The sequence below is a fragment of the Flavobacterium sp. ASV13 genome, from assembly GCF_000745775.1.
In the GTDB taxonomy this organism is placed as follows: Bacteria; Bacteroidota; Bacteroidia; order Flavobacteriales; family Flavobacteriaceae; genus Flavobacterium.
Window position 1 is genome coordinate 270,423 of record NZ_JQJY01000002.1, and the last position, 22,474, is coordinate 292,896.

Annotated in this window: 19 protein-coding genes; 14 read left to right on the plus strand and 5 right to left on the minus strand. The window is 31.6% G+C overall.

The features are described from left to right. The first annotated feature begins 12 nt into the window (after positions 1 to 12). The 9 genes from GQ47_RS04935 (at position 13) to rpe (ending at position 12,518) form a co-directional block, all read left to right on the plus strand. Positions 13 to 1,731 carry a hypothetical protein gene (locus GQ47_RS04935; RefSeq protein WP_081909317.1) on the plus strand — a complete coding sequence of 573 codons (1,719 nt, stop codon included), beginning with the start codon at positions 13 to 15 and terminating at the stop codon, positions 1,729 to 1,731. A 209-nt stretch (positions 1,732 to 1,940) separates the two neighbouring features. Beyond that, entirely contained in the window at positions 1,941 to 2,660 is a 720-nt protein-coding gene (locus tag GQ47_RS04940; RefSeq protein ID WP_035645751.1) for a hypothetical protein, read from the plus strand. A gap of 19 nt (positions 2,661 to 2,679) precedes the next feature. Further along, positions 2,680 to 5,418 (plus strand): TonB-dependent receptor, encoded by a 2,739-nt coding sequence (locus GQ47_RS04945; RefSeq protein WP_035645754.1) that lies wholly within the window; start codon positions 2,680 to 2,682, stop codon positions 5,416 to 5,418. Between the two features lie 5 nt (positions 5,419 to 5,423). Then, entirely contained in the window at positions 5,424 to 6,662 is a 1,239-nt protein-coding gene (locus GQ47_RS04950) for a DUF4249 domain-containing protein (RefSeq protein ID WP_035645757.1), read from the plus strand. Continuing rightward, complete coding sequence (locus GQ47_RS04955) at positions 6,650 to 8,365, plus strand: hypothetical protein (protein ID WP_035645760.1); 1,716 nt, start codon at positions 6,650 to 6,652, stop codon at positions 8,363 to 8,365. The genes GQ47_RS04950 and GQ47_RS04955 overlap by 13 nt, the downstream gene beginning before the upstream one ends. A 160-nt stretch (positions 8,366 to 8,525) precedes the next feature. Then, positions 8,526 to 9,077, plus strand: a complete 552-nt coding sequence (locus tag GQ47_RS04960) for an RNA polymerase sigma factor (protein WP_035645763.1) — start codon at positions 8,526 to 8,528, stop codon at positions 9,075 to 9,077. Then, complete coding sequence (locus tag GQ47_RS04965; RefSeq protein WP_035645766.1) at positions 9,067 to 10,548, plus strand: PorT family protein; 1,482 nt, start codon at positions 9,067 to 9,069, stop codon at positions 10,546 to 10,548. Before GQ47_RS04960 ends, GQ47_RS04965 begins: the two co-directional genes overlap by 11 nt. An 83-nt stretch (positions 10,549 to 10,631) precedes the next feature. Then, positions 10,632 to 11,495, plus strand: a complete 864-nt coding sequence (locus tag GQ47_RS04970) for a sigma-70 family RNA polymerase sigma factor (protein WP_007804760.1) — start codon at positions 10,632 to 10,634, stop codon at positions 11,493 to 11,495. Between the two features lie 360 nt (positions 11,496 to 11,855). Continuing rightward, positions 11,856 to 12,518, plus strand: coding sequence for a ribulose-phosphate 3-epimerase (rpe, locus tag GQ47_RS04975; protein ID WP_035645769.1), 663 nt, complete (start codon positions 11,856 to 11,858; stop codon positions 12,516 to 12,518). Here rpe and GQ47_RS04980 read toward each other — a convergent pair. Both GQ47_RS04980 and GQ47_RS04985 read right to left on the minus strand, forming a co-directional pair. Further along, on the minus strand, positions 12,495 to 13,283 hold the full coding sequence (locus tag GQ47_RS04980; protein WP_035645771.1) for a DNA/RNA non-specific endonuclease: 789 nt from the start codon (positions 13,281 to 13,283) through the stop codon (positions 12,495 to 12,497). The two genes, rpe and GQ47_RS04980, sit on opposite strands and share 24 nt — an antisense overlap. A 93-nt stretch (positions 13,284 to 13,376) precedes the next feature. After that, positions 13,377 to 15,560: a carboxy terminal-processing peptidase gene (locus tag GQ47_RS04985; RefSeq protein WP_035645772.1), complete on the minus strand. Its 2,184-nt coding sequence runs from the start codon at positions 15,558 to 15,560 to the stop codon at positions 13,377 to 13,379. 213 nt (positions 15,561 to 15,773) lie between these two features. Here GQ47_RS04985 and surE point away from each other — a divergent pair, with 213 nt between their 5' ends. The 5 genes from surE (at position 15,774) to GQ47_RS05010 (ending at position 20,583) form a co-directional block, all read left to right on the plus strand. Further along, complete coding sequence (surE, locus tag GQ47_RS04990) at positions 15,774 to 16,553, plus strand: 5'/3'-nucleotidase SurE (protein WP_035645774.1); 780 nt, start codon at positions 15,774 to 15,776, stop codon at positions 16,551 to 16,553. Next, entirely contained in the window at positions 16,546 to 16,818 is a 273-nt protein-coding gene (locus GQ47_RS04995; protein WP_035645776.1) for a hypothetical protein, read from the plus strand. The genes surE and GQ47_RS04995 overlap by 8 nt, the downstream gene beginning before the upstream one ends. Before the next feature lie 68 nt (positions 16,819 to 16,886). Then, positions 16,887 to 18,005 (plus strand): lipid-A-disaccharide synthase, encoded by a 1,119-nt coding sequence (gene lpxB, locus GQ47_RS05000; protein ID WP_035645778.1) that lies wholly within the window; start codon positions 16,887 to 16,889, stop codon positions 18,003 to 18,005. An 11-nt stretch (positions 18,006 to 18,016) separates the two neighbouring features. Further along, positions 18,017 to 18,502 carry a C40 family peptidase gene (locus GQ47_RS05005; protein ID WP_035645780.1) on the plus strand — a complete coding sequence of 162 codons (486 nt, stop codon included), beginning with the start codon at positions 18,017 to 18,019 and terminating at the stop codon, positions 18,500 to 18,502. A 44-nt stretch (positions 18,503 to 18,546) separates the two neighbouring features. Next, positions 18,547 to 20,583, plus strand: a complete 2,037-nt coding sequence (locus GQ47_RS05010) for a ComEC/Rec2 family competence protein (RefSeq protein WP_035645783.1) — start codon at positions 18,547 to 18,549, stop codon at positions 20,581 to 20,583. A 6-nt stretch (positions 20,584 to 20,589) separates the two neighbouring features. On the opposite strand, the gene GQ47_RS05015 is transcribed toward GQ47_RS05010, so the two are convergent. The 3 genes from GQ47_RS05015 to GQ47_RS05025 form a co-directional block, all read right to left on the minus strand. After that, complete coding sequence (locus GQ47_RS05015; RefSeq protein WP_035645786.1) at positions 20,590 to 21,039, minus strand: thioredoxin domain-containing protein; 450 nt, start codon at positions 21,037 to 21,039, stop codon at positions 20,590 to 20,592. 249 nt (positions 21,040 to 21,288) lie between these two features. After that, positions 21,289 to 21,741, minus strand: a complete 453-nt coding sequence (locus tag GQ47_RS05020) for a thioredoxin domain-containing protein (RefSeq protein WP_035645787.1) — start codon at positions 21,739 to 21,741, stop codon at positions 21,289 to 21,291. Positions 21,742 to 21,961: 220 nt separating this feature from the next. Beyond that, the gene (locus GQ47_RS05025; RefSeq protein WP_035645789.1) at positions 21,962 to 22,429 is read right to left on the minus strand and encodes a thioredoxin family protein; all 468 of its coding nucleotides are present in this window, start codon (positions 22,427 to 22,429) and stop codon (positions 21,962 to 21,964) included. Between the last annotated feature and the right edge of the window lie 45 nt (positions 22,430 to 22,474).

Genomic DNA, 22,474 nt, shown 5'->3' on the forward strand with positions numbered 1-22,474 from the left:
ATACGCACAATTATGTTGATAGCTGTAAATGCAGCTATTGCACAAAGTGGTTCATTGGCTAAAAATGAAACTACGGAATTAAACATCGAAAATATATTTGTTCACGCCAACAATACAACATTAGTAGCGGGAGAAACCCTGCATTGCAAATTTTATTGTTTAAATTCACCTAAGAATAATTTTAGTTCTATTAGTAAAATTGCACATGTAGAACTTATAAACAACGAAAATCAGGTAATTTTTGCCAACAAAATCTATCTTGAAAATGGCACTGGCGAAGGTGATTTTTTTATTCCAACAACAATCGAAACAGGCAATTACAAATTAATTGCTTATACGAATTGGATGTTAAATAACACAAACACCAAAACAGCTGTAACCGATCTTATTATTATTAACCCTTACATTGTTAGTACTAGAAAAAAACCTGTTTCTAAAACTCAAAATGACCAGGAGAAAAATCAGGAAAATCAATCAATTACAACAAACTCTTCAGCAAAAGATCAATCTTTTGCCTTAGAATTAAATAAAAAAGTTGCCACAAAAAGGGAACAAATTTTACTTAAAATAAAATCATTAAACGGAATTGCCAACAATGGAAACTTTTCTCTTTCGATAAGAAAAACGAATAGTTTACCTTCAAAAAAACAGATGAATTCATATGAATTCACAAAATCTTATAGTGGTGAAACGTTAAATAACAATTCATTTTTTCTACCCGAACTTCGTGGAGAAGTCATATCAGGAACTATTAAAAACAATAAAGATCCAAAGCAAATAGCCGACAAAAACATTGCCTTATCCTTACCTGGTAAAGATTTTGCTTTTAAAGTTGTTAAAACAAATGAAGAGGGAAAATTTAATTTCATATTAGAAAAGAGCCCAAATTATTCTAATGCAATTATTCAGGTTGTCGGAGAAGACAAAAATGATTATGCGGTTGAACTTGACAAATACGAAGGATACAATCTATCTGAATTAAAACAAGGTGAAGAATTTTATCTTAGCTCTGATTATAAGGCTAGTCTTGAAGAAAGATCGATTGCAAATCAAATAGAGAATTCGTATTATCATTTAAAAAAAGACAGTATACAGCCGGAGATTAAAAAGTTTCCATTCTATCATCCTCTGGAAAAAGAATATATTCTTGGAGATTATACCAAATTTCCAACCTTGAAAGAAACAACCATAGAAGTAGTTAAGGAAATGTATTATCGAGAAGAAAACAAAAATTTCACATTACATGTTAGAGACATAAATTATGATCTTAATTTTTTCTCTGAACCTTCATTAGTGTTGGTCGATGGAGTATTAATTCAAAACACAAATGAATTAGTTGATCTTAAAATGGATGAAATTTACAAAATCAGCCTAGTTCCAGGAGTGTATATTTATGGACCAACTGCGTTTGATGGCATCATCAATTTTACTTCAAAAAACAATGATTACAGCACCAAAGAAAAAGGTTCTCATATTTTAAAAACGGATATTCAAAGACCTTTGAACAAAATAACATCTTTTAAACAAGATTATACGAACAAAAGCAAATATGATCGTGTTCCTGATTACAGATATCAATTGCTTTGGGAGCCTGAATTGTTATTAGATAGTAATGAAAAAACAATTTCATTCTTTACTTCTGATGTTCCCGGACAATATGAAATAAATTTAGAGGGATTTACAAAAGATGGAGTTCCAGTATCGCTAAAAGAAAGTTTTGAAGTAAAATAATCTAAAAATATATCTTTATTATGGTCATCCACAAGGAAGAAAATCTAAGAAATCTGATTTCCCCTTTTTGAATTTGTTTAAACATTGTCGGATTTTTTAAAACAAAACATGAATATTTTATCGCATTTTAACAGTTTTAACTGCCATTTATAACTTTTTTTTAATACTTTTGAAATTAACCAAAACTAAACCAAAAATCCACCAATCCTTTGAAAAATTCCAAAAAAACGATACTATTACTATGCTTATTTGGATTATTATTAAACATTCCTTCGATACACAGTCAAAGTATCAAAGAAACCGAAATCTTCAATTGGTTTGATAAAAATGCAGGAATAGAATCCTTAGACATTAAAAATGGTCCTGCGCATTTAAACTTTGACAGAACGATTGGCAATCAGCACAGATACTATGATGCTGATGAATTCAAAAAAGGAAGCATTAACTACAATGGTCAAGATTATTTTGATGTATACTTAAAATATGACATCTTCGCTGATCAACTTGTTTTACGCCCTTATGATCTGCAAAACACCACGAAAATAGATCTCATAAAAGCAAACATTACTCATTTTAAGATTGGTGATGAAAACTTTGTAAAACTAAAAGACTTGAACAATTCTTCTTTTAAAGGTGGTTATTATAACGAAACTGTAATCAAAAATAATCAAGCGCTTTATATTAAATATTACAAAGAAAAAAAGAAAAATATCAAGGAAGAATTAGACTTGGTCGACTATAAGCCTCGGTATGAATTTATTTTATGGAAAGACAGCAAATTCAATTTAATCAATGAAAAAAAAGAAATTATAGCTCTATTCCCTGAAAGTAAAAGAAATATAAATGATTTCTATCTCATGAATAGAAGTTTACGAAAAGAAAACCCTCCATTATTCATGAAAAACCTGATGAAATACATTAATAATTAAAACCCGAAGAAACATACAAATGAGAATATTTACTATCCTTTTATTATTTTTCGGTTTTAATCAGATTCTGCATTCACAAGGCGAAAAAAAGACAATAAACCTTACGTTCAACAATATAAACAGAGTGGCTGTTTTGGAGAAAATTGAAGCTTCAACTTCATACAAGTTTTATTTCCAAGACAATTGGTTTGATAAAAACGTATTAATTTCTGGAGATTATCAAAACAAAACTATTGAAGAAGTTTTGTCTAAAGTTTTACAAGATACTGAGCTTAATTTTTACATTAGTAAGAATAAAATCATATTGACAAAAAACAGCATCATTTATGATAAGTTTCAAAACAATAAAAAAGATGCAAATGCTCCAATCTTTTTCCAGCAATATGATTCGGTCAAAAAAGACAAATCCGGAACAACAGCTCCAATTGCATTAATTGGAAAAGAAGCTGTTGATTCAGAAGTGGATTTATATACTTTATCTGGTCATATTACGGACCTGAAAGATGGAAAACCTTTGGCCGATATTAATGTCAAAGTAAAAAACACCGCTATAATTTCGACCACCAATGCCGAAGGTTTTTATAGTTTTAAACTTCCAACAGGGCTAAGCACAATTGAAGTTGAATCATTATTTTACAACAGTACTTCCAGAAAAATAATGATTTACAGTAATGGTACATTAGATTTTTCTGTTATTGAAAAAATCAATCAGTTAGACGAAGTTTTAGTAAAAGGAAAAGACAATCAAAACATTAGAACTGCCATAACAGGAGTTACAACAATTGAAGCTGAAGGCGTAAAAACTATTCCTTTAGTTCTTGGAGAGCGAGATGTCTTGAAAGTTGCATTAACAATTCCTGGTATCAAAACGGCAGGCGAAGGATCTTCTGGATTCAATGTCAGAGGCGGAAAAGAAGATCAAAATTTAGTATTACTGGACAATGCTACGATTTACAATCCTATGCACCTTTTTGGCTTTTTCTCTTCAATAAATCCTTATACAATCAACAAAGTTGATATTTACAAAGGAGGAATTCCTTCTGAATTTGGAGGGCGTTTATCTTCTGTTTTTGATATTGTTTCTAAAAATGGAAATACCGAAAAGATTTCTGGAGAAGGAGGAATTGGACCAGTAACCAGCAATCTTACTCTTTCTGTACCTGTTGTAAAAGACAAAGCAAGTTTGTTAGTTGGCGGACGCGCAACCTATTCGGATTGGATTTTAAAAACCTTAGATGACGAAAGATTAAAAAACAGCCATGCTTCTTTCTATGACCTATTTGCCAAATACAATCATAAAATCAACAAAAACAATTCGGTTGAAGGAACAGGTTATTACAGCAAAGATTCTTATACCTTGACTCCAGACTCGTTATTTAAATACAGCAACAGATTAGTTTCATTGAAATGGAAACACGCCTTCAACGAAAAAAACAATAGTGAATTCAATGTTACAAATAGTGAGTACAAATACAGCATTAAATATCAATCTATTAATCCTGAGTCTTTTCTTTTAAAATATAAAATAAACGAAAGTCAGGCCGTTTTAAAATTTGGCAGCGAGCTTAATGCAAAACATAAATTAACTTATGGAGTTTCGACTAAACTTTATAAAGTAAATCCTGGAGAATTGTCTCCATATGGAGAAACCTCAATAGTCACTCCAATTACTGTTGAAAATGAAAAAGGATTGGAATCAGCCGCTTTCTTATCTGATAAATTTCAAATTTCTGAAAAAATATTATTAGATATTGGGGCCCGATATTCTTATTATATGGCTCTTGGCCCATCAACGCAAAATATTTATCAGGAAGGCGTGCCAAAAACGCCTGCAACTGTAATTGAGCAAAAAACGTATGGTAATAACGAAGTAATTACCCGAAATGGTGGTTTTGAGCCAAGAGTCGGTTTGCGTTATATTTTTAACGAAAGTCTTTTTGTAAAAGCTGGTTTCGACAAAAACTACCAATACATCCATTTGCTCACAAACAATACGACTCAAGCACCAACTGATACTTGGAAATTATCTGATTTGAATGTAAAACCTGAAAGCGGTTTACAATATTCGTTGGGTATATTCAAAAAACTGGAGTACAATGATCTTGAATTAAGTCTTGAAGGATATTATAAAACTTCAAAAAACATTTTAGATTATAAAGTAGGATCGCAGCTTCTTTTAAATCAAAATTTAGAGACCGAATTACTTCAAGGTGATGGAAAAGCTTATGGAATTGAGTTTTTATTAAGAAAATCGATCGGAAGACTTAATGGTTGGATTGGTTACACCTATTCGAGGTCATTCATAAAATTAGACAGTCAGTTTAATGATGAAAAAGTAAACAACGGTGAATATTTTCCAAGTAATTTTGATAAACCACACGATTTCAGCATTGTAATGAATTACAAGTTTACGCATCGTTACAGTTTTTCTTCTAATTTTGTATATCAAACAGGAAGACCAATCACTTATCCTATTGGAAAGTATTATTACAGTGGTGCAGAATACACCTTATATACCGACAGAAACAAATTCAGAATACCTGATTATTACCGTTTAGATATTGGATTAAACATTGAAGGAAACCATAAGATTAAGAAATTAGCACATAGTTTCTGGAATATTTCGATCTATAACGTATTGGGCAGAAACAATCCGTATTCAGTCTTTTTTGTAACCAAAGATGGTCAAGTAAAAGCTTATCAAACCTCAATCTTTGCAGTTCCAGTACCAACTATTACTTATAATTTTAAATTTTAACCGTTATGAAAAAAGTCTTTATAGTTAGATTTCTAATAATAACTTTATTTTTATCGGTATTGGGTTGTACAACGCCATACGATTACCAATCTAGTAGCGCTTATGAAGATGTTATTGTAATTGAAGCAACTATCACAAATCAAAATAAAACTCATGAAGTAAAAGTTACAAGAGCCTATAAGCTTGATGAAAAAACGCCAACTTTTGAAACTAATGCTACTGTTTTTGTTACCGATAATATGGGCAATAAATACGATTTCAAACAAAATGCTGAAAATTATACTTCTGTTGCTCCGTTTCAGGCCGCTCCAGATAGGCAATATCAATTGCATGTTCGCACTAAGGATGGAAGAGATTATGTTTCAACCACTGAAAAACTACCACAACAAACTAATATTGAAAGTGTAGAAGCCAAAGCAAAAACCAAAAACAATCAGCTTGGTATTGAAATCACTGTAAATAGCACAGATCCTACAAATAGCTCGCATTATTACAGATATGAATATGACGAAGCTTATAAAGTTGTAGCACCAAAATGGTATGCTCAAAAAGCTGTCCCTGTTTTTTTTGCTCCTGGTTCTAATCCTCCAGGAAAAGTGGTTTTTGAGGACAGAACAACTGAAGCAAGAATTTGCTACTTAAGCCAAAGTTCAAACGAACTGATTTTAACCAGCACAAGCGATTTATCTGAAGATAAGGTAATCAATTTCCCTGTTCGATTTATTGCCAGTACTGATCCTATTATAAGAAACAGATACAGCATATTGGTAAAACAATATGTGCAAAATCTTGCTGCACATACTTTTTTCGCAACATTAAAAGAGATATCTAATATAGGAAGCATCTTATCACAAACACAGCCAGGATTTTTTTACGGCAACATTCAATCAGTTGCTAATCCAAAGGAAAAAGTTATTGGTTATTTTGATGTGTCGTCATATTCTGAAAAAAGGATTTTTTTCAATTTCACTGACTTGCTAAATGGCCAGCCATTCCCAGAATACCAATATGAATGTCCTTCTCCAATTCCAGATATTTCTAGAGGAGAATATATATTCAAATACTGCTTTAGCCAAGATCCATTACTGGAATGTCAAGGAGATGTAATATTAAATTTATTGGCCAGCGGCATTAAAGTCTTTTATCCGACAGAATTACCCAATAACTATATTTTGTATCCAGTAGAATGCGGAGACTGTACTTCATTTTCATCAAACGTAAAACCACCATTTTGGATAGACTAAAATACATATTATATCTAGCGCTCGCTTTTAGCAGCCAGCAGATTGTATTTGCTCAAAAAAACAATTCTGTAAATGAACTGAATGAAGTTGACAAAAAAATTAATGAGTCAATTTATATCAGCACAAATGCAAATTCTTTTTTGACAGGCGAAACTTTGCAATACAAATTATTCTGTATCGACAAACTAGCAAATACTGCTTCAATTTTCAGCAAAATAGCTTACGTACAGTTAATTGACAATAATAAAAAAACGGTTTTTGCACATAAATTGTTTCTTGATAAAGCAACAGGAAATGGTGACTTTTTTATTCCAACCACATTGGAAACCGGAAGCTACAAATTGATTGGTTATACAAACTGGATGCTTAATAAAACTGTACCGGATTATTTTTCTACCGATATTTACATTGTAAATCCGTATAAAGAAAATCCAAGTGGCAGTACAGTTTCGTACAATTCCGTTTCTTCAGAAACTGTAAACAACAGCAATATTTCATTTGATATAAAAAACAAATCTTACAATACACGAGATTTGATTGAACTAAATGTCAAATCAAATTCTGACGAATTTACAAAAGGAAATTATACTTTGTCCGTTAGAAAAACAGATGGTTTTTTAGTTCAAAACAAAGCAATTTTTAGCGGTAAAACCTACCAAAATGGCGAAATCACAAGCGGCCAATTTGTATTGCCTGAATTGCGAGGTGAAATCATAACAGGAAAAATATCTTCGGCAAATGCTGAAATTAAAAACAAAAAAGTAGCACTTTCTATTGTTGGAAAAAATGCCGACCTGAAAATTGTAAAAACCGATGATCAAGGCAAATTCATTGTTATTTTAGAAAAAGAGAACTCAAATTCAAATATTATCGTTCAAGTTCTTGAAAGCGGCAAAGAAGATTATGTAATTGAAATTGATAAACAAAAGGACGTAGATTTTTCTAATTTAACTTTTCCTGTCGTTCAATTCAATTCAGATTTCAAACAAAATATCACTGACCGCTTAATTTCGACTCAAGTTGAAAATGCTTATTATGATGTCAAAAAAGATAGCGTAATATCACCGGCAATAGCTCTTCCTTTTTTCGGAGCAAAATCTGAAGAATTTATATTAGATGATTTTACGCGATTCCCAAATATCGAGGAAACAATTACAGAAATCCTAAAAGGTGTTTACTATCGAAAAAACGATAATATTTACTCCATTCATGTTTTTGACAATAATGATAATTATGAATCGGCATTACCAACCATGATTATTGTTGATGGATTAATTATTGAAGACTTAAATGAGTTTTTTGCCTTTAATCCTAAGAGTCTTTTTAAAGTAAATGTAGTGCGAGGAATTTATTATTATGGCTCAAAATCTTTTAATGGAATCGTTTCGTTCACAACAAAAAATGGTGATTATGATACTAAACTCAAAGGAAAATTTATTGTTAGGCCAGAAATTTTAAGACCTCAGGTAAAGAAAAACTATTTTAGTCCTGATTACATAAGCAATAAGAACGTAAGAATTCCAGATTACAGACATCAGCTTCTATGGCAGCCAAACATTGATTTGAGCAAAACATCAAATAGTAAATTTTATGCTTCTGATGTATCAGGAAAATATGAAGTGACACTTGAAGGATTTTCAGCTTCTGGAAAACCCGTTTTTATAAAAGATTTCATAGAAATAAAAGAAGAAGCCAGCAATTAGTTTTATTCTGATCAAAACATCCAAATAAACCTCTGTTTCTAAATTTGAAATAGAGGTTTATTTTTTTTCTTATTTAACGCAACCTTTTTCTTTTTTTTACACTATTAATTATAAACCGAAGATCTCTTTACAACAATACTACAAAATCAAAAGATAAAATTTGAATTTAGACGAACTCATAAAAAAGTGCATTAAGCAAAACCGAAAAGCGCAAGAAGAATTATACCAAGAGTATAAGAAAGTGCTTTATGTGTTATGTCTTAAGTATTGTACCAATGAAGTTGAGGCTGAGGACAATCTTCATGATGCTTTTATAGAGATATTCAGCAATATAAAAAATTATAAAGGAAGAGGAAGTTTTGAAGGTTGGATCAAAAGAATAACAATCAACAAAGCAATAGCCCGCTATAAGCAATCTTATCTTTTAACAGCAATTAAAGATGAATATCCGGATGATGATTTTATTAATGAAAATGAAATCGATTTGTCGCTAGATACAATTTTATCTTTTGTTCAGGAATTGCCACATCAATATCGATTGGTTTTCAGTTTATATGAATTAGACGATTATTCACATCAGGAAATTGCCGAAATGCTGTCAATTTCTGAAAACACTTCAAAATCAAATTTGCATCGAGCAAAACAAATTTTAAAGGAAAAAATTAAATCAAAAAGTACATTTTATTATTCTAAACAAAAAAATGGAAAATAGAACTGAAATAGGAAAAGCAATCCGAGATCACTTAAATAATTTGGACAAAAGTCCGAATGACGCTTTATGGTCAAAAATTGAAACAGATTTAAATCAAAAAAGACGCAGAAGAGTTTTGGCTTGGTTAATTCCAAGTTTAATTGCTGTCGTGCTTTCTTGTTCATTACTTTATCTTAAATCTGATTTTCAGGAAAAAAATCAAACTCAGCAAACACAGCAAACACAGCAAACAAAATCAAAAAGCGAAGCTAATACAAAAAATCAGACTTTAAAATCAAGTAAAGTTCCAAATCCAAAATCTATATTATTAAAAACAGAACCAGACCAAATTACTACGGTTTCAAAAACCAAAAATGTTAAACTTATAAAAGAATCCAGTAAGTTAATTACCTCTACAAATGAATATGAAGAATATGAAGTGGTAAAAAAATATAAAGTAGTTATTAGAAAAGAAGAAAGAAATACAAAACCTATAAAACCAGAAGCTGTCAAAAAAACAGCTAAACCAAGTTTTTCGGCAAACTTAAAAAAATCATCAAAAGAAAAAACTACAAAAGTAAATTCAAAAAAAACAAATAAAAGCCAAAGCACTAAACAAAACAAAGGGAAAATTAAAAAATCTCCTTTTACACCAACTCCACAAAAAAGTATTGTACAAAAAGACACTTTAATAATCGTAAAAGCTGAAACATCTCCAAAAATTACGGAAATAAAAAAAGACAGCATTATAACTATTGATAGTCTAAAAACCCCTGTAAAAGCAACGGCAAAAAGAGAATACAAAAAAACAATTTACAACACTAAAACAAATGAATTAAATCCAGATGTGAGTATTCATGCTTTTTATGGTCCGGCAATGTTTGGCTCTTTGAATGGCAAATCATTGATTAACCCAACTATGGACGATCTTTCAAAAAGTCATCCTGTAAGCTCGCATTATGGAGTTTATGTCAAAACTATGTTTGATAAATTCGGTTTCCGAGCTGGTTTTTCAAAAATTAATTTAAAAATTACGACAGCACTCGGTCAAAATTTAATTACAAATTATAATAACATCGATTTGAAATCGGACATTAATATAAAAGATACTTTTGCAAATTCGAGCGACATTGAATTGCAACAAAAACTTTCTTATTATGAAATTCCGCTGGCCTTTGATTATGCACTAAAAAAAGACGATACTAAATTTGAAATCGATGCCTTTACCGGATTCAGCTTTTTAATATTAGACAAAAATGAGCTTTATTTGAAATCTGAAAAAGTTGAAAAACAAGTAATTGGAGAAGCAAAAAATATTTCTGGAGTCAATATTTCCTATGATCTCGGAATAGGCTTCACATACAAATTAACCGATAAAATTGGCTTAGATTTAAATCCGATTTTCAAATATTATCTGAATACTTTTAAAGAAAATGGAGAAGCAAAACCCTATAGTTTATCGCTTCAAACAGGGATAAATTATAAATTTTAAAAATATTTTTTATTTAGTTGTAACTTTTTTGACACTTCATACGTATAACTACTTGTACACTTAAAAATTGAGGAGACAAAAACATGAGACAACTTAAAATCACCAAGCAGGTAACCAATCGTGAAACTGCATCGTTAGATAAATATCTACAAGAAATCGGAAAAGTTGACCTAATTACCGCTGATGAAGAGGTAGAATTAGCACAAAGAATTAAGGCGGGTGATCAAAGAGCATTAGAAAAATTAACAAAAGCCAACCTACGTTTCGTTGTATCGGTTGCTAAACAATATCAAAATCAAGGATTAACTCTTCCTGACTTAATTAACGAAGGAAACTTAGGTCTTATCAAAGCTGCACAACGTTTTGATGAAACTCGTGGTTTCAAATTTATCTCTTACGCAGTTTGGTGGATTCGTCAATCGATTCTTCAGGCGTTGGCAGAACAATCTCGTATCGTTCGTTTACCTTTGAACAAAATTGGTTCTATCAATAAAATCAACAAAATGTATGCATTATTAGAGCAATCTAATGAGCGCCCACCTTCTGCTGAAGAAATTGCAAAAGAACTTGACATGACTGTAAATGACGTAAAAGAGTCTATGAAAAACTCTGGTCGTCACTTATCTATGGATGCACCTCTTGTTGAAGGTGAAGATTCTAACCTTTATGACGTTTTACGTTCTGGAGAATCTCCAAACCCAGACAGAGAATTAATTCACGAATCATTACGTACTGAAATCGAGCGTTCATTAGAAACATTAACTCCAAGAGAGGCTGATGTAGTTCGTTTGTATTTTGGTCTTGGCGATCAACACCCAATGACTCTTGAGGAAATTGGAGAAACTTTCGACTTAACTCGTGAGCGTGTTCGTCAGATTAAAGAAAAAGCAATCCGTAGATTGAAACACACTTCTAGAAGTAAAATCCTTAAAACTTATTTAGGATAAACAATATTTGTTTCAGGTTTAAAGTTTCAGGTTGTTTTTGTAATTTGAAACATAAAACATGAAACCTTTGTAACGCAAACAACAGTTTGATTGACTGTTCGTTTTTTGATTGATGATTGAAACTCCGGCTGATTACCGGAGTTTTTTATTTTATATTTAGCTGAAAAGTTTGTTATTTATAGAAATATGCTCGCAAAGTCGCAGAGTCGCAAAGTTTATTATTCTTTGCGACTCTGCGACTTTGCGAGATTCTTTAAAAAACTTTGTGTGCTTTGCGTAAATCTTAGCGCACTTTGCGGTTAAATTTCAATGCAAATCATAAAAAATTTATCTTTGTAAAAAACAACACACCACTACACAATGAAAAATACACTTATAGCTCCTTCAGTTCTTGCTGCCGATTTTGCAAATCTGCAACGCGATGTAGAAATGATAAACAACAGCCAAGCTGACTGGTTTCATATCGATATCATGGATGGAGTTTTTGTTCCGAATATCTCTTTTGGAATGCCCGTTTTAGAAGCTATTTCAAAACATGCAAAAAAATATATTGATGTACATTTAATGATTATCGATCCCGATCGCTACATTAAAACTTTTGCAGATTTAGGAGCGAATGGACTAACAGTACATTATGAAGCTTGTACGCATTTGCACAGAACTTTGCAAGCCATTAAAGCTGAAGGAATGAAAGCCGGAGTTGCTATTAATCCTCATACAAATATCGATTTATTAGAAGATGTTATAAATGATATTGATTTAGTTTGCATTATGAGCGTTAATCCAGGTTTTGGAGGGCAATCTTTTATTGAAAATACTTATGCAAAAATTCAAAAACTAAAAGCTTTAATTACACGCAAAAACGCTTCAACTTTAATTGAAATTGACGGCGGAGTTACCAGCAAAAATGCAAAACAATTAGTAGAAGCCGGAGCTGATGTTTTAGTTGCAGGAAGCTTTGTTTTTAAAGCCGAAAATCCAACTCAGACTATTCAAGAATTAAAAGTCCTTACTGCTTTTTAAGTTTTTCAAATTCGGAAAGAAATCAATTCCAGTCATTTTTTCCAAAGTTTCAATCGGAACAACGAAATCATAAATAGACTTGTCACTGTCTTCATTCGGAACCAAAAAAGCAATTGCTTTATGTTCTTTCCCAGATTTAGCTAGAACAATTTTATAAAAATATTTAGGGACAGCAACATTTTCTGTCCCTATTTTTTTGTCTGAATCTTTCAGAATTCCTCCCGTTACTACATAAATATCATTATACTTTCCAGCCCAATAACGTGTTTTTTGTTCAATTCTGTTCCAGATTCCGCTATTGAAATCGTGTTTTTGAGGAGAAATATTAGAGGTATAAAAAGTATCGTTATAAGCATCTTTATTGAATTCCATATCGCCGGCAGGACAGAGATGCCCTTTATCATAACCTGATTTTTTATAATTTCTCCAATCTGCAGAACCCGTTGTTACTTTTGGATCTTCAATAAAATAAGGACGTTTGTATTCATTATTTTTTAAATATTCCTTTTTTAATTCGTACGCAACCCATTCAGCCTGTTCAAATTTTTCATTATATGAAAGTGTATAGTATTTGTGCTTTACAATCTGTCCTGTGGTTGAAGTTGGCAAATAGGAAACAGTATACAAAGAATCTGTAGTGTTTTGCACTGAAGCCGAAGTAAAAGGTGCCGGTTTTTCTGGCAGTGCTTCTACTCTTTCTGAATTCTCTTTTTTACAAGAAAACAATACCAAACCTATCAAAACTAAAACAATATAATTCTTCATCTTTTATTTTTATTACGAAATAAACTTACAAAAAAATGCTCCATAAATAGTACATCTATGGAGCATTTTAATAACAAATTAATTCTTTTCGAACTAAGATTTTACCAGTTTATCCTTTTTCATTTTTGGAGTAACCGTATTTTTTACATAGCCTTTAGTTTGCAAATCATCTAAAACATTTAAAGCTTCTTCTACATAAACGTCTTTAGCTAATGCCTGGTGCCAAGCTTCTCTTTTTTCTTTTAATGTAGCATCATTATTCATTTCAAGTTCTTCATAAGGCAATGATTTAAAAACCAGATTGTTTTTGTAATCAGCAATTGGTTTGTATTTTTTACCTTCACTTTCAACTTGTTCCTGAGTCGCTTTAAAGTTTTTAATATTTAAACTATAAGTGTTCTCTTTATTTTTAATGTCAATCCATTTTGCATTGTCTTCAATTAATTTGAATTGATCATTATTAGCAATTCTGTTACGGCTGTTATTGATTGCTTGGTTGAATTTTTCATTAGAAGTCCAAGTGCTGTAATCAGCTGGATCAATTTTGTCCCAAGGCATTGCGTTATCAATATCACGCTCACCCATTTTTAAATAAGCATAACGATCTGGCATCACAACATCACTATGAACACCTTCTAACTGAGTTGATCCACCGTTGATTCTGTAGAATTTTTGCCCTGTGATTTTCAAAGCTCCAAGATCACCATAATTTGCGTTACGCACAAACTGATTCAAATCAAGAACATTTTGCACTGTTCCTTTTCCGTAAGTTTGTTTACTTCCAATGATAACTCCACGTTTGTAATCCTGAATTGCAGCAGCCAAAATCTCTGAAGCCGAAGCTGAGAAACTGTTCACCATAATTACCAATGGTCCATCCCACTCGATTTTTTTATCTTTATCGTATAAAACTTCTTTCTTTTTACCAGCAGATTTTACCTGTACAATTGGTCCTTCTTCAATGAATAAACCAGCAATATCAACAACTGTAGAAAGAGATCCTCCTCCGTCATCACGAACGTCAAGAACAATACCGTTAATATCTTCTTTTTTCAGTCTTTCAACTTCAAGAGCAATATCTTTTCCGGCGTCACGGCCATCTTTATTTTCAAAATCAATATAGAATTTTGGCAAATAAATTACACCGTATTTCAATCCGTTTCTTTCAACAATACTTGATTTAGCGTATGTTTCTTCAATTTCAACAACATCTCTGATAATTGAAATTACTTTAATAGTACCGTCAACTTTTTTAACTGTAAGTTTTACTTCAGTCCCTTTGTGACCTTTAATTTTTTTCACAACATCATCAAGACGCATTCCTACAACATCAACTGGCTCTTCGTTTCCTTGTGCCACTTTCAAAATCATATCACCTGCCTCAAGCTGTTTTCCTTTCCATGCTGGCCCACCAGAAATTAATTCATCAATTTGAGTGAAATCATTTTTCTTCGTTAAACGAGCTCCAATTCCTTCTAATTTTCCACTGATGTTAACATCAAAACGATCTTTTTCTTCTGGAGCAAAATAACTTGTATGAGGATCAAAACGAGTCATGATTGAGTTAACATATACAGAAAACCAATCTCCTTTATTCAAATCTTTAATCAAACTGAAATTATCATCTAACGATTTTAAAGAACTCTCGCGAGTTTCTTTCTCTAAAGTCTCAAATGATTTTTCTTTATAAGCAGGATCGCTTTTCTTTTTATCATCTTCTAATTTTTGTTTTGTAACCAATGAAGAAAGTGTAGATAATTTAATCTGTTTTCTCCATCTTTCATTGATTTCAGTTGCATTTTTAGCATAAGGAAGATGCTCATAATCGGCATTAAAAGTCTCGTCAACATTATAGTTGAAAGGCTGTGCTAAAATTGTTTTGTAACGTTTTTTACTTTCTTCCATACGCTTCATCAATCTTGTATAAGTAAGATTAAAAAACGTAAGATCTTTGTTTAAAAACTGGTCATCAAGCTGTAATTCGTACTGCTTAAATTCATCAATATCTGACTGCAGGAAAAACCTTTTTGAAGGATCCAGTGCATCAATATAATCTTTAAAAATTCCCTTAGAAAATTCATCATTTATCTCAGCCGGACTATAGTGTCCTTTTTCAATAACAAAGGCAAGCAGTTCTAAAAGCGTTTTGTCTCTATTTGGATCCGGATCTTCAGACTTATCAGCATTTATTTTAAATGCAAACAGGGTAACAGATAAGCATAATACGGCTATAAGTATTTTATAATTTCTTTTCATAAACTTAATAATAGCATTCATCAAATTTTTTAATCTAAGTTACGGTAAAAACTGTGCCAACAAAGCCAAGCTCACTATAATTTTTTGTTAAAGATATAAAATTGTTTGTTGTTCAAAAGTCCTTTAAGATTTAGTTTAGAATTTTTATTTATTTGTTAGAAATCTACCAAAATCTGTTACTACATTTGCCTAAAGAAGCTTTAATTTTGATAAAACAAAAAATTCAACCATAGCATGAAAGACGAAAAACCCTTAATATTAGTAACCAATGACGACGGAATTCTGGCTCCCGGAATTAGAGCCTTGATTAGTGTTATGGAAACTATTGGAGAAGTTGTGGTTGTTGCACCTGATAAGCCGCAAAGTGCAATGGGGCATGCCATAACAATCAACAACACTTTATTTCTAGATAAAATTTCTAAAGATGATGATGCTGTAACCGAATACAGCTGTTCTGGAACTCCCGTAGATTGTGTAAAACTGGCAGTAAATGAAATTTTGAAAAGAAAACCAGACCTTTGTGTTTCGGGAATAAATCACGGCTCAAACTCTTCGATCAATGTAATTTATTCTGGAACAATGAGCGCTGCTGTCGAAGCGGGAATCGAAGGAATTCAGGCAATAGGTTTTTCTCTTCTTGACTTTGACTGGAATGCCAATTTTGAGCCCGTAAAATCCTTCGTTAAAAAAATAGTTCTTGAAACGCTTGCCAATAAATTGCCTACAGGTGTCGTTTTAAATGTAAATTTTCCGAAATTAAAAGAAAACGAAATAAAGGGAATTAAAATTTGTCGCCAGGCGAAAGCGTATTATGCACAGAAATTTGACAAACGACAAACCCCTTTTGGAAAAGATTATTACTGGCTGACCGGAAAATTCACAAACGAAGACAAGGGTGAAGATACAGATGAATGGGCTCTCGAAAATGGTTATATTTCTGTTGTTCCCGTTCAGTTTGACTTAACGGCTCATCATTCAATGCAACAACTTAATACTTGGAAATTAAATGAATAAATTAGACATACTTATTGGTTTTATTATCGGAATTATCACTTCACTTATAGGAAGTTATCTTTTCATTAAATTATTTACCTCTTTTGATCTTTCAAATGGGCTTCAAACCATAAAACAATACGGATATTTAGGGAAAGTAATCACTTTAGGAACCGTTTTAGATCTTCTTTTATTCTTATTTCTGTTAAAAAGAAACAAAGAATTAATGGCGAGAGGCGTTGTTTTTGCTGTGATTGTTTTGGCAATTTCGACTTTGTTTATTTAAATCTTATCTTTGTTCTGCAAAAAAAATGCTGTGCTTTAAAATTACAGCACACTTTTAAAAAACTCAATATGAAATATTACATAATAGCTGGCGAAGCTTCTGGAGATTTACATGGTTCTAATTTAATGAAAGCTTTGTATGAAGAAGATCCGCAGGCTGAAATCAGATTTTGGGGTGGTGATTTAATGCAGAAAGCTGGCGGAACTTTAGTAAAACACTATCGCGACTTAGCTTTTATGGGATTTGTTGAAGTTGTTTTTAATTTAAAAACAATCTTGAATAATATTAAAATCTGCAAAAAAGACATTTCTGAATTCAAGCCTGATGTATTAATTTTTATTGATTATCCGGGTTTCAATATGCGTATTGCAAAATGGGCAAAAGCCTTAAATTACAAAACACACTATTATATTTCGCCGCAAATTTGGGCTTGGAAAGAAAATAGAATTACAGCAATCAAACAAGATGTCGATAAGATGTTTGTGATTCTTCCTTTCGAAAAAAGTTTTTATGAAGACAAGCATCATTTTCCAGTTGATTTTGTCGGGCATCCGTTAATTGATGCTATCCAGAATCAGCCTGCTTTTGATGAAGCAACATTTAGAAAAGAAAATAAATTAGGCGAAAAACCAATTATTGCCGTTTTGCCGGGAAGCCGTAAACAGGAAATCACAAAAATGCTAAGTGTTATGTTGAGCGTTGTAGATGATTTTCAGGATTATGAATTTGTAATTGCCGGCGCTCCAAGTCAGGATTACGAGTTTTATCAGCAGTTTATAAAAAATAAAAATATTGCCTTTGTTTCTAACAGAACTTACGATTTGTTGCGTTCTTCAACTGCGGCTTTAGTAACTTCTGGAACAGCAACTTTAGAAACAGCTCTTTTTAAAGTTCCCGAAGTTGTATGCTATAAAGGAAGTGCGATTTCATATCAAATTGCAAAACGCATTATCACTTTAAAATACATTTCGCTTGTCAATTTAATTATGGATCAGGAAGTTGTGACTGAATTGATTCAAAGTGAATGCAACACAAAACGAATCAAAGAAGAACTTCAAAAATTATTAGAGCCAGCTTACCGCGAAAAATTATTGAAGAACTATGATGTTTTGGAACAAAAACTTGGCGGAGTTGGTGCAAGCAAAAAAACAGCAAAACTTATTGTCACCGACTTAAAGCAAGCTTAAACTTTTTGATTTTGAAAAAAATAATTGTTTTACTGCTTTTAGCAATCACTTTTGTCTCTTGTAAATCTTCTTCGGCTGCAGTCAGCAAAAAGGAGACAAAACGAGAAAACAAATATATTGTCAATCATTTGATCGAAACTGCATCAGAAAATATTGGCGTAAAATATAAAGCAGGCGGAACTACTAAAAATGGTTTTGACTGTTCCGGACTTGTTTACACTACTTTTGAATCTGAAAATATTAAATTGCCTAGAAGTTCATTCGAACAATCAAAAATCGGAATTGTAATTCCGGCAAAAGACGCTCAAAAAGGCGATTTAATTTTCTTTAAAACCAACAAGAGCAAACAGATAAATCATGTTGGATTAATCACAGAAATAAATTCAAACGAAATTAAATTCATACATTCCTCTACTTCAAAAGGCGTGATTATTTCTTCTACAAAGGAACCTTACTATCAAAATTCTTTTGCTCAAATCAATCGAATTATAGAATAAAAAATTATATTCTTTTTCTTACAAAATTTTAATACTTTTAGAACATGAAAGTATTAGATTTTCCCTTAGTCAGAATTACCATTTGGTTTCTTCTCGGTATTTTATTTTTTTATTATCAACAGATAACAATGCTCGTCTCAATTATAGCTGTGATTGTTGGTTTCGTTATTTTTATGATTTTATACTTTTTAAGCAAAAAATATAAAATATCGATTTCCCTATTTGGCGCGAACACCTATTTTATTTCATTTTTCATCGGCGGGATGAGCTTACTCGCACACACTGATTCGCTTCAAAAGTCAAATTATATCCATTGCAAAAAAGCTTTTGAAAATCCGTGTCAAATTACATGTACAATCCGCGAAAAACTAAAAAGCAATTCATATAGCGATCGCTATACAGCAATAATATATTCTATAGACAGAAAAGCTTATTCTGGCAAAATCATTGTCAACATTGCTAAAGACAGCACAATTAATCGCATTTTAATTGGCAATCAGATTAAAGTAAAAACAACTTTAAAGCGCAACAATTCAAATAAAAATCCAAATCAGTTTGACTATGACAAATATTTAGCCGATCGCCAAATTTATGCACAAGTTTATATCAATAAATCTGAAATCAAAATCAATAAAGAAATCACAAAAGACATTTGGTATTATTCAGATTTCCTGCATCAGCGCATTATTCAGAATTTGGAAAAAGCAGATTTCAATCCCGCCGAAATGAATGTAGCGCTTGCTTTAATTTTAGGACAGCAACAAGAAATCTCATCCGATATTATTCAGGATTATCAATATTCTGGCGCTACGCATATACTATCTGTTTCTGGACTGCATGTTGGTTTTATTATGCTTCTTATCAATTTTTTATTGAAGCCAATTCCAAACACCCGAAAAGGTTCGTTTATAAAATTAATATCCGTTTTAACAGCTTTAAGTTCTTTTGCAATAATTTCAGGATTATCACCATCAGTTTTACGGTCAGTTGTAATGTTTTCTTTTCTAGCCGTTGGAAATCATCTTCGTAGAACAGGAAATATTTACCACAACCTTTTGGTTTCAATACTTTTGATTTTACTTTTTGAGCCTTATTTTCTATTTGATGCAGGCTTTCAATTAAGCTATATTGCTTTATTTTTTATTCTTTGGTTACAACCATTATTAAAGAAGATCTGGAGTCCGAAAAATAAAATAGCAGTTTATATATGGGACGCTTTGACCGTATCATTTGCCGCTCAAATAGGAGCTTTCCCTTTGTGTTTATATTATTTTCATCAATTTCCAGGTTTGTTTTTCATTACCAATATCGCAATCATTCCTGTTTTAGCATTTGTAATGGTAGCCGGAATTATCGTAATGGTATACGCCGCTTTTGATGTTCCGCCAGAACTTTTAGCTCAAATTCTTGAGAAAAGCATTTATCTTTTAAATCAGATTATTCACGCCGTTGCTTCAGTAAAATCTTTTGTAATACTTGATATAAGTTTTAATTTTTATTTCTTAGTCACCTTTTATCTGCTAATATTTACATCAATTATTTGGCTCAAAAAACCTGATTATCCAAAATTTCTATTATTTGTTCTTGCAATAATTACAACTCAAATTTCCTTCATTTACACAAAAAAGGAAACAGTAACTAAGACGGAAATGATTGTTTACAACGCAAAGAAAAAAACGTTGATTACGATGGTTTCAGGAAAAAATGTTGATTTATTTACAACTAATAAACTTCTTTTAGCTGACCCAAAAAACAACATTTTGAAATCTTATTTGGTTGGAAATTTCAGCAAAATAAAATCGATTACTACAATTAAAAATGTAATGTTCTACAATGGAAAAAAAATATTCATCATAGACAGTTCAGGAATTTACAAAAACAATATACAGCCCGATATTTTATTGCTCATTCAATCTCCAAAAATAAACTTAGAACGTGTGCTTTCAGAAATGCATCCAAAAATTATTATTGCCGATGCCTCAAATTCCAATTCAATTCAAAAAATTTGGAAAGAAACCTGTAGCAAAAAAAATATCCCTTTTCATGCTACTGCCGAAAAGGGATATTATCAGTTAAAATAAGTTTTATTACTCTGGATTCATCATAATATTAGCTTCAGTAATCCATGCTTTTGCACTTATTGGTTTGTAAGGAAGCCTACCAAGCAAATTAAAAGTTGTTTTTGTTTTTCGAACAGTAGCTAAAGTCAAACAAGCCTGCGGCAATTCAACAACACCAAGTGCCGATTTCAAACTTACATTTTGCTCCTTTTCAGCATCAGATATTGTAGTATCTGATAAATCCAATTTTACCAAAACAACATTGTCACGAGCCCATACGACAAAATCTGGCGTATTAAAAATTTCGTTTTGAAGTTTTGTTGGTGCGCCCGCAATTGTAAAAAATATAAATAGCGGTCTTTTTTGTTCCATACTTGCAGCAACAGCATCAGTCATTGTAGTTTTCCAGACTAATCCCTGCGAATGCAGAAAAAACGAACCTAGGAAAAATACTAGAGTAAGTAATTTTTTGTTCATAATCTTTGGGGTTTAAGGAGTAGGTTAATTTCGACTAAAGTAATATAATATCCCGCTAAAATTCTCAAGTTTAAACAAAAAATTGAAAAAAAAATAAAGAAAATCGAATTTGCTAATTAAAAGTTAAAAAAATACAAAAATGAAAAAAAAACATATGCTAAATTATTAAACTATCTATCTGTGTCATAAAAAAATTCCCTTTCTACATTGTAAAAAGGGAATTTTTAAACGATTAAACGCTGTTTATGTCTATTCACTTGGATGCAAAATCCCATTAGATTCGGCAATCCATGCTTTTGCTCCGCCTGGTTTATAGGATATTTTTCCTAGCGCGCTAAAAGTCGTTTTTGTCTTTCTGATAGATGCACTTGCAAAACAAACCTGAGGTAGTTCGTCTACGCCAAAAGCATTTTTCAATTTAAGATTTTGTTCTTTATCACCGTCAGACGCAGCGTTATCAGACAAATCAAGCTTAACGAGGATTACGTTATCACGGGACCATACAGCAAAATCCGGTGTTTTAAATATTTCATTCTGAAGATTCTCTGGTACACCTGAGGCAGTGAAAAGAATTAACATTGGTTTTCTTTGTTCATTACTAAGTGCAATTGCGTCTGTCATATTTGTTTTCCAAACAAGATTCTGAGCCTGCATAAAAAATGAACCTAAAAAAAACAGTAGGGTAAGTAATTTTTTAGTCATACTATATTGGTTTTGGTTAGATAGAGTGACGAAATTAACATATTATTTTAATTTTCCAATTTTTATTAATACAAAAAATACATAATATGTTTTTTTATATATAAATAAATATCAAATAATCAATTGCACACAAATTTAAATAAAAACTTTCCTACTAAAGAAAAAAGCTCCTTGTGTAAATTAACACAAGGAGCTCTCCAATTTTATTTATATTTTAATCTTACGACTTCTTCGGATTAACGATACCATCTGCTACAGTAAGCCAGGCAGTTGGACCACCAGCAACGTAACCTGTTTGACCAAGGCCTTTAAAATTTACTTTTCCATCTTTTGTTTCAGCACTTGTAAAAAAAATAGTTGGAAACCCCTGGATTCCAAAAGCTTGTTGCAATTCGTTATTCTGATTTTTTATTTCAGGAGTTTGAGGTGTTCTTCTTGGATAATCCAATTCAACCAAAACCACATTATCAGTAGCCCATTTTTTAAATTCAGGCGTTTTCAAAACTTCATTTTGTAAACGTATGCACCAACCGCACCAATCACTACCTGTGAAAAACATCAGCATTGGTTTATGGACATTATTACTTACTGTAATTGCTTCTCTGACATCAGTGTACCATTTTAGCTCCTGCGCTTGAGACACAAAACCTCCAATTACAAACAATGTGATTATGTATAATTTTTTCATCTTAGTTTTATTTTGCACAAATTTAAACAAAAAAAGAATCGCTCA

Excerpts from the sequence above, each read along its gene's own strand:
- GQ47_RS04935 (WP_081909317.1), top strand. The coding sequence starts at position 13 with ATGTTGATAGCTGTAAATGCAGCTATTGCACAAAGTGGTTCATTGGCT.
- GQ47_RS04945 (WP_035645754.1), top strand. The coding sequence starts at position 2,680 with ATGAGAATATTTACTATCCTTTTATTATTTTTCGGTTTTAATCAGATT.
- GQ47_RS04950 (WP_035645757.1), top strand. The coding sequence starts at position 5,424 with ATGAAAAAAGTCTTTATAGTTAGATTTCTAATAATAACTTTATTTTTA.
- GQ47_RS04965 (WP_035645766.1), top strand. The coding sequence starts at position 9,067 with ATGGAAAATAGAACTGAAATAGGAAAAGCAATCCGAGATCACTTAAAT.
- GQ47_RS04970 (WP_007804760.1), top strand. The coding sequence starts at position 10,632 with ATGAGACAACTTAAAATCACCAAGCAGGTAACCAATCGTGAAACTGCA.
- rpe (WP_035645769.1), top strand. The coding sequence starts at position 11,856 with ATGAAAAATACACTTATAGCTCCTTCAGTTCTTGCTGCCGATTTTGCA.
- GQ47_RS04980 (WP_035645771.1), bottom strand. The coding sequence starts at position 13,283 with ATGAAGAATTATATTGTTTTAGTTTTGATAGGTTTGGTATTGTTTTCT.
- GQ47_RS04985 (WP_035645772.1), bottom strand. The coding sequence starts at position 15,560 with ATGAATGCTATTATTAAGTTTATGAAAAGAAATTATAAAATACTTATA.
- surE (WP_035645774.1), top strand. The coding sequence starts at position 15,774 with ATGAAAGACGAAAAACCCTTAATATTAGTAACCAATGACGACGGAATT.
- GQ47_RS04995 (WP_035645776.1), top strand. The coding sequence starts at position 16,546 with ATGAATAAATTAGACATACTTATTGGTTTTATTATCGGAATTATCACT.
- lpxB (WP_035645778.1), top strand. The coding sequence starts at position 16,887 with ATGAAATATTACATAATAGCTGGCGAAGCTTCTGGAGATTTACATGGT.
- GQ47_RS05010 (WP_035645783.1), top strand. The coding sequence starts at position 18,547 with ATGAAAGTATTAGATTTTCCCTTAGTCAGAATTACCATTTGGTTTCTT.
- GQ47_RS05015 (WP_035645786.1), bottom strand. The coding sequence starts at position 21,039 with ATGAACAAAAAATTACTTACTCTAGTATTTTTCCTAGGTTCGTTTTTT.
- GQ47_RS05020 (WP_035645787.1), bottom strand. The coding sequence starts at position 21,741 with ATGACTAAAAAATTACTTACCCTACTGTTTTTTTTAGGTTCATTTTTT.
- GQ47_RS05025 (WP_035645789.1), bottom strand. The coding sequence starts at position 22,429 with ATGAAAAAATTATACATAATCACATTGTTTGTAATTGGAGGTTTTGTG.